Origin of the sequence: Pedobacter frigiditerrae, assembly GCF_032678705.1 — a bacterium.
Classification (GTDB): Bacteria; Bacteroidota; Bacteroidia; order Sphingobacteriales; family Sphingobacteriaceae; genus Pedobacter; species Pedobacter frigiditerrae_A.
Genome location: NZ_JAVTSS010000002.1, coordinates 1,569,208 through 1,582,813 on the forward strand (window position 1 = coordinate 1,569,208; position 13,606 = coordinate 1,582,813).

The 13,606-nt window shown below is 35.3% G+C and carries 11 protein-coding genes; 5 read left to right on the forward strand and 6 right to left on the reverse strand.

Going from position 1 to position 13,606, the window contains the following annotated elements; translation table 11 throughout:
- Positions 1–121: 121 nt before the first annotated feature.
- The 4 genes from R2Q59_RS17410 to R2Q59_RS17425 are packed head-to-tail and all read right to left on the reverse strand — an operon-like array spanning position 122 to position 6,710.
- On the reverse strand, positions 122–3,583 hold the full coding sequence (locus R2Q59_RS17410; RefSeq protein WP_316786543.1) for an efflux RND transporter permease subunit: 3,462 nt from the start codon (positions 3,581–3,583) through the stop codon (positions 122–124).
- Between the two features lie 56 nt (positions 3,584–3,639).
- On the reverse strand, positions 3,640–4,725 hold the full coding sequence (locus tag R2Q59_RS17415; RefSeq protein WP_316786545.1) for an efflux RND transporter periplasmic adaptor subunit: 1,086 nt from the start codon (positions 4,723–4,725) through the stop codon (positions 3,640–3,642).
- 20 nt (positions 4,726–4,745) lie between these two features.
- On the reverse strand, positions 4,746–6,083 hold the full coding sequence (locus R2Q59_RS17420) for a TolC family protein (protein ID WP_316786547.1): 1,338 nt from the start codon (positions 6,081–6,083) through the stop codon (positions 4,746–4,748).
- 6 nt (positions 6,084–6,089) lie between these two features.
- Positions 6,090–6,710, reverse strand: coding sequence for a helix-turn-helix domain-containing protein (locus R2Q59_RS17425; protein ID WP_316786549.1), 621 nt, complete (start codon positions 6,708–6,710; stop codon positions 6,090–6,092).
- Between the two features lie 434 nt (positions 6,711–7,144).
- Here R2Q59_RS17425 and R2Q59_RS17430 point away from each other — a divergent pair, with 434 nt between their 5' ends.
- The 5 genes from R2Q59_RS17430 to R2Q59_RS17450 all read left to right on the forward strand — a co-directional run bounded on the left by R2Q59_RS17430 (position 7,145) and on the right by R2Q59_RS17450 (position 10,508).
- Positions 7,145–7,732, forward strand: coding sequence for a TMEM175 family protein (locus tag R2Q59_RS17430; RefSeq protein WP_316771334.1), 588 nt, complete (start codon positions 7,145–7,147; stop codon positions 7,730–7,732).
- A gap of 40 nt (positions 7,733–7,772) precedes the next feature.
- A complete protein-coding gene (gene murB, locus R2Q59_RS17435) occupies positions 7,773–8,789 on the forward strand; it encodes a UDP-N-acetylmuramate dehydrogenase (RefSeq protein ID WP_316786550.1) in 1,017 nt (338 codons plus the stop codon).
- Between the two features lie 157 nt (positions 8,790–8,946).
- Positions 8,947–9,474 carry an RNA polymerase sigma factor gene (locus tag R2Q59_RS17440; RefSeq protein WP_131554874.1) on the forward strand — a complete coding sequence of 176 codons (528 nt, stop codon included), beginning with the start codon at positions 8,947–8,949 and terminating at the stop codon, positions 9,472–9,474.
- Positions 9,475–9,597: 123 nt separating this feature from the next.
- Entirely contained in the window at positions 9,598–10,275 is a 678-nt protein-coding gene (locus R2Q59_RS17445) for a lycopene cyclase domain-containing protein (protein WP_316771340.1), read from the forward strand.
- Positions 10,275–10,508, forward strand: a complete 234-nt coding sequence (locus R2Q59_RS17450) for a cytochrome b5 domain-containing protein (RefSeq protein ID WP_316771342.1) — start codon at positions 10,275–10,277, stop codon at positions 10,506–10,508. Before R2Q59_RS17445 ends, R2Q59_RS17450 begins: the two co-directional genes overlap by 1 nt.
- 97 nt (positions 10,509–10,605) lie before the next feature.
- Here R2Q59_RS17450 and R2Q59_RS17455 read toward each other — a convergent pair whose 3' ends face one another.
- Entirely contained in the window at positions 10,606–11,943 is a 1,338-nt protein-coding gene (locus R2Q59_RS17455) for a TldD/PmbA family protein (RefSeq protein ID WP_316786551.1), read from the reverse strand.
- An 8-nt stretch (positions 11,944–11,951) separates the two neighbouring features.
- On the reverse strand, positions 11,952–13,589 hold the full coding sequence (locus R2Q59_RS17460; protein WP_316786553.1) for a TldD/PmbA family protein: 1,638 nt from the start codon (positions 13,587–13,589) through the stop codon (positions 11,952–11,954).
- Positions 13,590–13,606: the final 17 nt, after the last annotated feature.

A 13,606-nucleotide genomic window follows, 5' to 3' on the forward strand; every position in this document is an offset into this window, starting at 1 on the left:
GACTAACTTTAATTTGATTACTGCAATTGCTTTTCTAATTATCGATATCCTGTTATTATTAGGTACAAAAAAGCCCTTTAATCTTTCGACTAAAGGGCCAGGTTATTTGTGTTTTACATAATTAGTGAGTTGGTTCTTCTGCTGTTTTTGCAAAAGTATCAACAGGCGCTGGTTTTTTCTTGAACCAACCTTTAATAGCTCTTGAGTTTTTATCCATTACGATATACATACAAGGAACAAGAATTAAGGTTAAGAAAGTTGCGAAACTTAAACCGAAAATCATAGTCCATGATAGTGGTCCCCAGAAAGCAACGTTATCACCACCAAAGTATAAATGCGGATTTAACTCTGTAAACAACTTCACGAAGTCGATATTTAAACCTACTGCTAATGGAATTAAGCCCAGCATTGTTGCTGTTGCCGTTAATAACACTGGAGTCATACGAGTACGGCCAGCTTCAATAACTGCATCCTTAACTGTTGCACCTTGGCTAATTAGAAGTTCAGTAAACTCTACCAACAAGATACCGTTACGAACAACAATACCTACTAAGGCAACAATACCAAGCATAGACATCATTACAGAGAATGGCATGTTAAATAAAATACATCCACCCAGTACTCCAATTAAACTAAATAACACCTCAACCAAAATGATAATTGGCTTGCTGATAGAGTTAAATTGCGTAACTAAAATGATTAGGATTAAACCAATTGCAGTTAAAAACGCTGTTCCTAAGAATCCCATTGTTTCTGCTTGTTCTTCTTGGTCACCTGCCATTTTAATTTCTACACCATTTGGTTTTTTAAACTGGGCAACTTCTTGGGCAACATTCCCCACAACTTGATTTGCATTATATTCTCCCAAAACATTCGACGAAAGAATAATGATTCTCTTTTGTTGTTTACGTTTAATACCACCATAAGTGTTTACATAATCTATAGTTGCAAAAGATGAAATTGGAACCTGTCTAATTTGACCACCCATAGCCATATCTCTATAGGTCATTTTAGTATTTCTCAATACTTCAATGTTATTTTTCTGCTCATCTTTTGAACGAATATTGATTTCGTAATCTTCATTATCATCTCTAAACTTAGAAGCCTCTACACCAAATAATGCAAAACGAAGATTTGTAGCAATGTCTTGAGTTAAAATACCTTCTCTGTTTGCTCTTTCTCTATCAATATCAAAAACGATTTCTGGTTTATTGTTCTGGAAATCTGATTTTAACTCTTCAACACCAGCGATTTGTTTACCAACTAAGTATTTTTTTAATCTTTCTGAAGTGCTTACAATTGAATCTAAATTATCACCAGTTATCTCAATACTAATCGGTTTCGCTGTTGGCGGACCACCTTGTTCTTGTGCTACAGAAATTTCAGCTCCAGGAATTCCTTTTACGGCATCTCTAATTTTACCCAAATAATCAGATGTATTTACACCATTTCTTTTACCAAACTCAACAAAGGCAACAGTAACTTTTCCTTTGTTAGGATATTCACCCTGATCTTCATCTTGAGGGTCGGTAACACCTTTAGTAACATTAGAAATGATAGAAGTTACTACAGGGTCAACTTTTCCATCTTTAGAAAGCACACTGGTTACTTTTTGCTCAACCTTTCTAACTACTTCGTTGGTATAAGCTTGATCAGTACCAACTGGTAAGCCAACATACACATAAACAAAGTTAGGGTCAGCTGATGGGAAAAATATTACTTTTTGTCTGCCACTTATTACAAGTACCACGAATAAGATAATTGTACCAAAGAACAAACCGAATGTTCCCCAAATTAATTTTTTAGGGTGCTCTACTGCCCAATGTAATACTTTTACATATTTGTCTTGAAATGCTGGCCAGATTCTGTTTTGGAATGTTTTAACCGCATTTTCTAAGAAGAAATGATTTAGTAAATAAATGATGATGATGAACACCATAAAGTTCCCTAAACCAAAACTTCCAGCCATTAAACCAATTGCATAGGCCACAACAGTAATTACGCCTAAAATGATAACTGTTTTACTCGTTTTCTTGTCAAAAGTTGGTTTTTTATTAGCCGAATGGTCATCGTGCTCCATGAAATCAACCGCAAAAACTGGGTTAATGATATAAGCAACAATTAGTGAAGCAAACAAAGTTACAATTAGAGTTAAGGGTAAGAAATACATGAACTTACCGATAATTCCAGGCCAGAATAATAAAGGGAAGAATGGTGCTAATGTGGTTAATGTTCCAGAAAATACTGGTACAAATACTTCCCCGGCAGCCATTTTAGCAGCTTTAACAATTGGCACTTTTCCATTATCAAAAATACGGTGTGTATTTTCAATTACCACAATGGCATCATCTACTACAATTCCCAGTCCTAGTAAGAAGGAGAAGAGTACAATCATATTCATGGTAAAACTGAAGCCCATTATGCTTCCTAGTACAGGCATAAATAAGAATGCGATGAACATAGAGAGTGGCACAGACAAGGCAACGAAAATTGCATTTTTAACGCCCATAAAGAACATTAAAATGATGGTAACCAAGATAAAACCAATGATAATGGTATTGATCAAATCATGTAAGGTTACACGTGTTTGATCAGATTGATCACCAGTAACTTTTATTTCCAAGCTTTTAGGCAAGGAGTTTTCCTTCATGTCTTTAATGATTGCATTAATTTTATCTGAAGCTTCAATTAAGTTTTGGCCAGCACGTTTTTTAACGTTCAACGTAATTACGTTTTTGCCAGCTAAACGGGCATAACTGGTTTGCTCTTTAAATGCATCTTTTACTTCAGCAATATCTCTTAAATATACAGCAGCACCAGTTGGTGTTTTTATAACCAAATTGGAGATTTGCTCAGCATTTTTAAACTCTTTTTTAATGTTTAATGTACGGCGTAAACCATCCATTTTTACTGTACCACCTGAGGCAGTTACGTTTTCTTTTTGTATAGTATTATAAATGTCGTAGAAAGAAATTTGTGCTGCATTCATTTTATTAATGTCTACAGTAATTTGAATTTCAGGGTCTAGCGCTCCTACAATGTCAACTCCAGAAATTTCTGGTAATGCTTCAACTTTGTCTTGTATATCATCTGCATACTCTTTTAATTTTTTCAAATCAAAATTACCCGAGATGTTTAAATACATAATCGGTAAATCAGCAAGGTTGATATCCTGTACCGTTGGATCATCAGGTAAATCACTTGGTAAATCAGTTTTAGCTTTGTCTACAGCATCTTTTACACGCTGTTTAGCATCTTTAATATCTACGTCAGTACCAAATTCAGCAGTAATGATCGAAAAATCCTGATAAGAGTTTGAAGTGATCTTCTTTAATCCTTGCGTTCCTTTGATTTGTTTCTCCAGTTGTTTGGTTACCAAGGTCTCCATGTTTTGTGGAGAAGTACCTGGGTATACAGTTTGTACGAAAATTTTCGGAATGATTACCTCTGGAAAATTCTCTTTTGGAGTAGAGTTATAGGCAAATATACCAGCTATGGTAATCATTATGGTAATGATATAAATAGCGGTTTTGTTATCTATAGCCCAACTCGATGGTTTAAACTCTTTGTTAACGTCTTTCATTTTTTATATAATTTGAGAGACTAATTAGCTCATTAGCAAATTAGCCGATTAGCTAATTAATATTTAACTGGGTCTCCTTCGTTCAGGTCATCCACTCCGGTAACAACAACTTTATCGCCTTCTTTTAAACCCGACAAGATTTCGCTTTTACCTTCAATTGTTCTTCCAACGGTAACTGTAACTCGCTGTGCCTTTCCATTAATTACAGCAATTACATATTTGCCATTTTCTGCATTTTGAATTGCATTAACAGGGATTGTTATCGCCTTAGGGTTTTTATAATCTACAACTTTTAATACCGATATCATATTTGCACGATATTTTTTGTTCGAAGGTAAAACTACCTCGATGTTAAAACTGCGTGAAGCAGGGTCAACTATTCTAGCGGCAAAAGAAACTTTCGTGTTTAAACTATCAGGAATGTCTGGGAAAATAACTTTTACATCATCTCCTTGGTCTATTTTGCCTAAATAAGCTTCAGCAACTTGTGCTTTAACTTTCAAAGAATTGGCGTTAATAACTCTAATTGCCGACATACCTGGGCTTGCAGCTCCACCTACCTTTAAGTCCATTTGTTCAACGGTTCCAGAGATAGGAGATTTAATCTTGTACATAGCTTGTTGAGACCTTAAAACATTCATTTGACGTTCTAATCCTTCTTTCTGCGTCTTTGCATTCAGATACTGAACTTCAGTTCCAATTTTTTGATCCCAAAGATTTTTTTGGCGATTGAATAAGTTATTAGCTAAATCTATTTGAGTTTGTAATTGAGCCATGCTTTGGCGTAAAACATTATCGTCAATTTGAGCTAAAACTTGCCCTTTGCCAACATTTTGACCAATTTTTACATAAACTGCAGTAACAATGCCTTGCATTTCTGGATTAACCAAAACGTTTTGTTCTGCATCAACCCTACCTTGTATCTCTATGTAATTGTTAAAAGGTGCAGTTTTAACATCATAAACCGTTACATCTTTTGTAGCTAATGAGTCTTTACCTACTGTTGCTTCTAATTTTGCAATTGAAGCATCCAATTCTGAACGCTGTTTTTTTAATTCTGCTAATTCAGCTTTTGGGTCCTTTTTCTCAGAAGAACAAGCCGCTAAAAATGCGATGGCTGCTATAAATAATATTCTTTTCATTATAAATTTGTTTTGTAAGGTTAGTAGTTTATGTTTCCTAAAGCTTTATCAAGATTTACTTTGTTAATCAGCATATCATATAAAGCGTTGATGTAATTATTTTGAGATTCTTTTAATGCAGTTTCGGCAGTTGTTACTTCTAAACTAGAACCAACACCTTGGTCGTATTTGATTTTAGTTACACGCAATACTTCTTTAGCCAAATCCATATTCCTTTTTTGGTTTTCTAAAGATTGTTGACCGTTAAAATAAACAGTTTGCGCTTGATTAACTTCTAAATTAATGGCATTCTGTAAGTTGATTAGTTCATTATCAGTTTTAAGCGATGCTAATTTCGCATTGCGAAGCTGATAAAGTTTTTGTCCGCCAGAAATTAAAGGAACCGAAAGTCTTAAACCAATCACCGTAGTTGGGAAACGAGTGTCATATAAGTTAGAGAACTTATCGTTTTGGAAGTTTGAAGAAGTGCTTCCAAAAGCACCTAAACTAGGTAAAAACAAGCTTTTGTAACGTTTAACGTCTAGCTCATTCAGTTTCTTTTGAGTTTGCAATAAAGAATATTCAATCCTTTTATTGAAGGCTTGACTATCGCCTAATACTGGACTTTTATCAATATTAACATTACTAATTTTATCGGTTAACGCTAGTTTACTGCCAATTGTCATTCCCATTTGAAACTTTAATAGGTTAACATTAAGGGCCAATAATCTAATTACGTTTTCACGTTCTGTCAATAAGTTGTTGTTTAATACGCTTAGCCTGTCAACATCAATTTTCTCAACAAAACCATTTTTAAACATTTGCTCAGTATCGTTTAGTGATTTTTTTAAACGCTCTAAATTCGCATCGAGCAAAGCTAATTGCTCGTTGCTAACTAATACTGAATAATAGGCCTTGGTTACGGCCACTGCTGTTTCTATCCTGCTTCTGGTTGTGCTTTTAGTAGATAATTCTTTGTAAGTTCTAGACGCTTTGAGGCCAACAAGGTAAGAGCCATCAAATAAAAGCTGGTTAATTTCTAAACCTACAGATGAGTTAAATTTCACACCAAACTTAACTGGAATTTGTGTGCCAGGTTGGCCAAAAACTTCTCCAGGTAATAAACTTGTAGGTACTTTCAAATAGTCTTGAAAACTTGCGTTGGCACTTACTTGTGGTAAGCCAATTCCAATTGTTTGTTTAACAGTGTTTATAGCTATTTGCTCATCTATTTTAGCATTTGTTATACTAACTTGATGGGTTTGTGCATACGCAATAGCTTCTTGTAAGCTAAAACTTGCTGTGGTGTCTTTTATTTGCGCTGTCGCTGGAATGGCTAAGCCCAAAAATAAGATGAAGATGTAAAGTTGATGTTTCATAAAGGTTTATAATGCTTGCGACGATTGTTGTTTGTAATAATTAATTTTTTCTAATCCTGCATGGTTACAAATGCCATAAAGGAAATGCTCTGTTATTTCTGCCATCACCTGAGCAAGGTTATATTTTGCCATTTTATATTGGTCGTGTTGATTAAAAATTAAATCAACTTGGTCTAAACGCATTTGTGTTAAAATTTCTTTGTTAATCTCAGGGCGATAAAGTCCTTCGTTTACACCACGCTCAAGATTTACATAAATACATTTACCCAGTTTGTTTTCCTTAAACTCTCTAAAGTGCAACCAAGCTTTTGGATGATACTTTTGTAAATCATAAAATAGCTTAGGGTTCATTGTAGTCAATAACTCATTAATATTAGTTATGGCAAAAAATATTTCATGCACCGCATTTTCTGCACTCTTTGCACAAAAGTCCATTGTGCAATCTTGATTAGATAGCTTATCCTTTATCAGAATATTAACCAATTCATCTTTATCGCTAAAATGCTGATAAATGGTTTTCTTCGACATACCCAAGTGTTTGGCAATGTCATCCATGGTTACGCTTTTAAAACCGTATTGGCAAAAAAGCTTATCCGCCTCCTCAACTATATATTCTTTAACTTCCAATTTTGCTCCTTAATTATTTTTAGTAAAAACTAGCCCCAAATTTTTCTGATTAAAATTTCTATCTCCTCAGCTATTGTGGTTTCTACTTTATTATATTCCAACATAATCTTAAATGATGGAGCAAAACTATGGAAACTTTTTTTAATTCCAAAGTTTCCTGATTAAAATTTTAATCTCTTCTGCGAGCGTTAGCTCATTCTGTGTTGTTTCCATGCTACAAAAAAAGATAAACCAACTGATTTGATATATGCTTTTTCGGTGAATTAAGGATTTGAGTAGGTGAAATAAGGGAGTTAAGAGTTGTGGGTTATGAGTTGCGAGTAATTTTCCAAAACAATAAATTATATTATAAATGGGATTTCTTTATCTTCGAAATTGATAAAAGTTATAACATATTAACCCATAACGGAGAACCCAGTAACCCATAGTATATTATGAAAAAAGGAAGAATTGAAGCATTTAGCGATGGTGTGCTTGCCATAATTATAACCATTATGGTATTGGAGTTAAAAGTTCCACATGGAGATTCTATAAAAGATTTAATGCCGTTGCTATTTGTCTTTCTTAGTTATGTTTTGAGCTTTATTTACGTAGGTATTTATTGGAACAATCATCATCACATGTTTATGGTGGTAAATAAAGTTAACGGTGCTGTGCTTTGGGCCAATTTGCATTTGTTGTTTTGGTTATCCATGATTCCTTTTGCCACAGCATGGATGGGAGAAAACCATTTCACTCCAGCACCAACAGCACTTTATGGCTTTGTGTTATTAATGAATGCAATAGCTTATACCATTTTATCTATGATTTTGGTTAAGCATCATGGGGAAAATTCTTTGCTGTCAAGAGCCTTAGGAAGCGATTTTAAAGGGAAAATCTCCTTGGCATGTTACATCATCGCCATTCCTTGCGCCTTTATTCACACTTGGATTTCTGGAGCTTTATTTGTGTTAGTAGCATTACTTTGGTTAATTCCTGATAAGAGAATTGAAAGGGTTATTCACGAAGAAGAAATTAGCTAATTAGCTAATTAATCAATTAGCTAATTAATATCTTTGCCCCATGCCAATCTTACAAGAAAACATTTCCTTAAAAAATTATAACACATTTGGTATTGATGTAAATGCGAAATACTTTGCAGAAATAAAAAGCATAGCAGATTTAAAGGAAGTTTTCAGTCATTCAATAGCGAAAGAAAAACAATTACTCATTCTGGGAGGGGGCAGTAATATGCTGTTCACTAAAGATTTTGATGGATTGGTTGTCAAAGTAAGTATTCCTGGCATCAGTTTTACTACACAAGGTGATGATGTGATGGTTACTGCAGGTGGCGGCATCGTATGGAATGACTTAGTAAATTACTGCGTGGATAATGGTTTTGCAGGTATTGAAAATCTAAGTTTAATTCCTGGAACTGTTGGCGCATCGCCCATACAAAATATTGGCGCTTATGGTGTAGAGCTTAAAGATGTATTTCATTCTTGCCAAGCATTTGAAATCGCTTCTGGCGAAATAAGAACATTTACTTATGCCGATTGTAAGTTTGATTATAGAGATAGTGTCTTTAAAAATGAACTTAAAGGAAAATATATCATCACTTCTGTAGTTTTCCATTTAAGTAATAAGGCCAATCTACAAACACATTACGGAGCCATTACAACAGAGTTGGAAAATAGAAATATCATTGAGCCAACTATCGCAGATGTTTCTAAAGTGGTTTCTCATATTCGGGTTAGTAAATTGCCAGATCCAAAAACTATTGGCAACGCAGGTAGCTTTTTTAAAAATCCTGTTATCGAAAAAGCAGCTTTCGATGAGTTAATCAAAAAATTTCCTGAAGTGGTTAATTATCCAGTAGCAAACGGCAAAGTAAAATTAGCTGCTGGTTGGTTAATTGAGCAATGTGGTTTTAAAGGGAAAGTTGTAGGCGAAACTGGAACATGGAAAAATCAGGCATTGGTTTTGGTAAACCATGGTCATGCAAGTGGACAAGAAGTGTATAATTTTTCAGAACAAATAATAAAAACTGTCTATACCAAATTCAACGTTCAGCTAGAACGTGAGGTAAACATATTGTGACAAGTTGATTTTCGACCATTTTAGTAGGGTTTTCGTTAAAGTTAATTCAGATTTTAATTTTTTGGTATTATAGTTGTATAAGTCTAATCAGATATAACAGTTACTTCGAGCCAAATAAAAGTTTCTGTTTCTTTTTTAAAACTTAAAACTAAAAACTATGACACAGCTACAATTTAACCACCAATTGCACGACTATTCTGGTTCATTACAGTCATTCGCTTTAAATTTTACTAAAGACGTAGAAGACGCCAATGATTTGGTACAGGATACCATGCTAAAAGCTGTAACATACTACAGCAAGTTTAAGGAAGGTACAAACCTAAAAGGCTGGTTATTTACTATCATGCGTAATACGTTTATCAATAACTACAGACGTATGGTAAAAACTAATACATTAATTACGCAAAGCGAAGATATTTCTTCAGCTAACTTGCATTACAGTGCAACTCGTAATGATGTTGAAAGTAAATTTGTTTTGGGAGATATCCATAAAGCCCTAGCTACTTTACAGCCAGAATATTACGTACCGTTTATCAAATATTTTGAGGGATTTAAATATCATGAAATTGCCGAAGAATTAGATATTCCAATTGGAACAGTAAAAACTCGTATCCACGTAGCTCGTGGCATACTTAAAAAATATTTAAAAACTTATGCAAAGGACCTTGCATCTACAGAAGCATAATAAAACCTGAAAAACATATACCGAAAAGGTTCTCTAGTCGCAGATTAGGGAACCTTTTTATTTTGTGGCTTTTTAAACGAAGGCAAATCATTACTTTTGAAAATCTGAATTAAAAGATTTCGAATGGCCAACACTTTTTTATACCTCAATTTATTTTTATTCCTGATTCCATTTGCACTCGCATTAGATAAAAAAGTATTTCCAATTAAAAATATTCGTTCTCTAATCGTTCCTTCACTAATAGTAACTGTTATCTTCTCTGAGATTGCTGTTTTTTTCACTGGATTAAAAGTTTGGGAATTTAATCCAGCTTACTTGGTTGGTGTATATTACAGAGAACTTCCTTTGGAAGAATATCTTTTCATTTTTACTTTCAGCTTTACTGGATTAGGAATTTACAATTACTTAAATGCTAAGTTTCCTAAAAACGACCTACAAAAATATAGTTTAGCCTTAAGCCATGCTTTAATGGGAGTTTGTATAGCTATGTTGTTTTTTGCCTACACTAAATGGTATCCAGCTATCACATTTGCATTTTTGATGATGCTTTTAATTGGTGTAGAATACATCAATACCTTAAGGTTCATGTATAAATTTTATAGGGCATTCGTGGCCTCGTTAATTCTATTCTATAGCTGCTATGGAGTTATTTGTAATTTGCCCATAACAACTTATAATGCAGCCGAAAATTTAGGATTCGATTTGTTCAAAATCCCGTTAGAAAATTACTTTTTTACAATGGGGATGCTTTTATTAGGTGTTTACTTATTGGAATTTTTTAAATCTAGAAAGGCTGTCTAATGGATTTGCCAACTTATAGCAAACAACAACTCGCCCTTCGTAACGGACAAGATAAGCCTGAAATTTGGGTTGCTTATAAAGGAAATATTTATGATGTTGGCAGCAGCCGATTATGGAAAAATGGTAAACATTATGAGCATTGGGCAGGCCAAGATTTAACTGATGAATTACCTGATGCACCACATACTGAAACGGTTTTTGAAAAGTTTGAGGTAATTGGTGTTCTTAAGTAAGTTTCAAATTATACGAAAAGAGCTTCGCTAGATCGCTATGATACTAAAAAGCCTTGCCAACTTATAGGTAACCATTAAGTTGACAAGGCTTATTCAATTATACGGCATCAGATAGCGAAGTAAACGTAAAGTCCTTAATTTTTAACGGTGGCAATAAATAACTTGCATTTGATTCTGCGCTAACCGTTCTTTCCGACTTACCCATTTCTTCTAAATTGTTTAGCATGATCACTGGGCTTTCATTAAAGCGGAAGTTTTTTATCGGGAATTTAATCTCTCCTTTTTCGATATAAAAAGTACCATCCCTAGTTAGGCCTGTTAATAATAAAGTTTGAGGGTCAACCGGACGGATATACCATAATCGCGTTACTAATATTCCTTTTTCAGTTCCCTTAATTAGCTCTTCCAATGATTTGGCTCCGCCCATCATGATAGCACCATCTGGACTTGGAATAGATTTAATTCCTGTTTTCTCTGCCCAATAGCGAGAAGTGTATAAGTTTTTAACGACCCCTTTTTCAATCCAGTTTACCTTGTTTTGGGCACGCCCATCTCCAGCCCAAGTGGAAGTTGGTAGTTCAGTATTCCAAGGGTCAGAGTAAATATTTACACGCTCATCAAGCAGTTGTTCTCCTACTTTTGTTTTGCCGCCTGGTTTGCTCATGAAGCTTCTTCCTTCATCTGCTTGCCTTGCATCTAAACTAAAAAATAGATTTTCTAACATTACTGCAACTGCTGTAGGCTCTAAAATAACTGTATACTTTCCTGGTTCAATGGCTTTAGCTGCAACAGAAGATAATGCTTTTTTACAAGCTATTGCTGTATCTGTTTTGGTATTTAACTTTTTAAAATCATTATATCCTTTAGTTGCATATCCGGAGCCCTTTCCATCATCTGTTCTTACGGTGATGTTAAAAGCAACATCGGTTGATTTATTATAAGCAAATAAACCTTTGCTATTCATCATTGCTGAAAATCCGGCGCTGTTGGAAAGAAAACCGGCTGCAGCTAGCTTATTATCTTTTGCTTGAGTTAAGCTTGCTTGTACAGCATCTGCCCTTTCTTTGGCACCCATTGAAGCAGTTGCTTCAGAAAAGGTGGGCGAGTCAGGACCATATTGCTGTTGGCTTAAAAATGGCATAAACTCTGGATTTTCTGGCGCTAGGTGCGCCAATTCTTCAGCTCTGCGAACTACTTTTTCTAATGAAGCATCGTCGAATTCGTTAATCGTGGCAACGCCTAATCTTTTTCCAAATGCAGAAGAAACAACCAAGCTATTGGTGCTAATTCCACCACTTGTAGAAACAGAGTTTCTGGCATATCTCACGTTGCCGCTGTCAGAACCTGATAGGTTTAATTCACATTGTTCTGCTTTTGAGTAGCTAAGCACTTTAGTTAAAAGAGCTCTAGCTTGTTCTTTAGTTAATATTGGCATAATTTCTATCAGATTTTTCTAGCAGTGTTGATTACATTAACATTATTAAAACGAGTAGTAGCAGACCCATGAGATACTGCACTTGATTGGCTTGGTTGACCTTTGCCATCAAAGAACGTTCCACCTAAACGATAATCGCTTTCATCGCAAATGGCTACGCAAGAATTCCAAAACTCTTGAGTGTTGGCCTGGTAGGCTACATCTTTAAGCATACCTATAATTTTACCTTCCTTGATCTCATAAAAAAGCTGACCGCCAAATTGGAAATTGTAACGTTGCTGGTCAATAGAGAATGAACCCTCGCCAACTATATAAATGCCTTTTGCTACGTTTTTAATTTGGTCTGCAATGCTCAAAGGTTTTTTACCAGGTTGTAAAGAGATATTTGCCATCCGCTGAAATTGTACACTACTCCAGTTATCGGCATAACAACATCCTTGTGAATGATCTAATCCAACAATATGAGCCTGATCTCTTATGGCTTGATAATTAACTAAAACACCTTCTTTTATAACATCCCACTTGCCACATTTCACGCCTTCATCATCATAACCTACGGCGCCTAAAGACCCTACTTCAGTTTTGTCGGCAGTAATGTTAACCTCCTTGCTGCCATATTGGAATTTTTTAGATTGCCATTTGTCTAAGGTGAGGAAACTAGTGCCTGCAAAATTAGCTTCGTAGCCTAAAACCCTATCCAGCTCGGTCGGGTGACCGCATGATTCATGGATAGTTAAGCCCAAATGTGAGGGGTCTAGTACTAAGTCATATTTGCCGGCTTCAACAGATTTTGCCTTCATTTTTTCGCCTACTTGGATGGCTGCCTGCTTGGCATCTTCGAGCATATCGTATCGGCCTTTGTAAAGCGTGCCTGATGCGGTTTTTATTTTATCTTGAGGTCTTGCTTCCAAATACTCATAACCTTTGCCAGAAGGGGCGCTTAAGGCATTCCTTGTTTCAAACTTCCCTGTTGTTTTATCAATTTTTGTAATAAAGAAAGTTGGCCAAATGCGATGAATATCTTGGTCGATATATGATCCTTCAGATGATGCGAAGTATTTTTGCTCATTAACCATGAACAAAATGGAATTGATATAATCGGCACCACCCTTTATGGCAGCATCATTTACTGATAAAAGTAAGTCTACCTTTTCTTTAATTGGCACTTCAAATGCATTTTTCTCGATAGGAGCTTTCCAGGTTACATCGCCGAATCCTTTTTGGGGAGCCAATTGCACGGGTTCGCTTTGTAAACGAGCATTTTCCTTGGCGATGGATACGGCTAGTTCAGCCGCTTTTGCAATGCTGTCTTTATCCATTTTGTCGGTTGCAGCAAAGCCCCAGCTTCCATTTGCAATTACCCTGATGCCAATACCATAAGATTCAGTATTTACTATATTTTCTACCTTATCTTCACGTGTAACCACATATTGGTTTAGGTATCTACCAACACGAACATCAGTATAAGTAGCTCCTTTAGAGCGAGCAGCATTTAGAGCAATGTCTGACAGGATTTTTTTGGCTGCGGGGTCTACATATTCGAGTGCCCGTTCTTGAGATATGTCATGTCCAAAAATGGGAATAGCCGGAAGCATGGCAGCCGCTGCCCCTGCGCCAGTTAAATAAATAAAGTCTCTACGTTTCAATTGAGTTTGTTTTAAGG

Excerpts from the sequence above, each read along its gene's own strand:
- R2Q59_RS17455 (WP_316786551.1), bottom strand. The coding sequence starts at position 11,943 with ATGCCAATATTAACTAAAGAACAAGCTAGAGCTCTTTTAACTAAAGTG.
- R2Q59_RS17415 (WP_316786545.1), bottom strand. The coding sequence starts at position 4,725 with ATGAAAAGAATATTATTTATAGCAGCCATCGCATTTTTAGCGGCTTGT.
- R2Q59_RS17440 (WP_131554874.1), top strand. The coding sequence starts at position 8,947 with ATGACACAGCTACAATTTAACCACCAATTGCACGACTATTCTGGTTCA.
- murB (WP_316786550.1), top strand. The coding sequence starts at position 7,773 with ATGCCAATCTTACAAGAAAACATTTCCTTAAAAAATTATAACACATTT.
- R2Q59_RS17445 (WP_316771340.1), top strand. The coding sequence starts at position 9,598 with ATGGCCAACACTTTTTTATACCTCAATTTATTTTTATTCCTGATTCCA.
- R2Q59_RS17410 (WP_316786543.1), bottom strand. The coding sequence starts at position 3,583 with ATGAAAGACGTTAACAAAGAGTTTAAACCATCGAGTTGGGCTATAGAT.
- R2Q59_RS17450 (WP_316771342.1), top strand. The coding sequence starts at position 10,275 with ATGGATTTGCCAACTTATAGCAAACAACAACTCGCCCTTCGTAACGGA.
- R2Q59_RS17420 (WP_316786547.1), bottom strand. The coding sequence starts at position 6,083 with ATGAAACATCAACTTTACATCTTCATCTTATTTTTGGGCTTAGCCATT.
- R2Q59_RS17430 (WP_316771334.1), top strand. The coding sequence starts at position 7,145 with ATGAAAAAAGGAAGAATTGAAGCATTTAGCGATGGTGTGCTTGCCATA.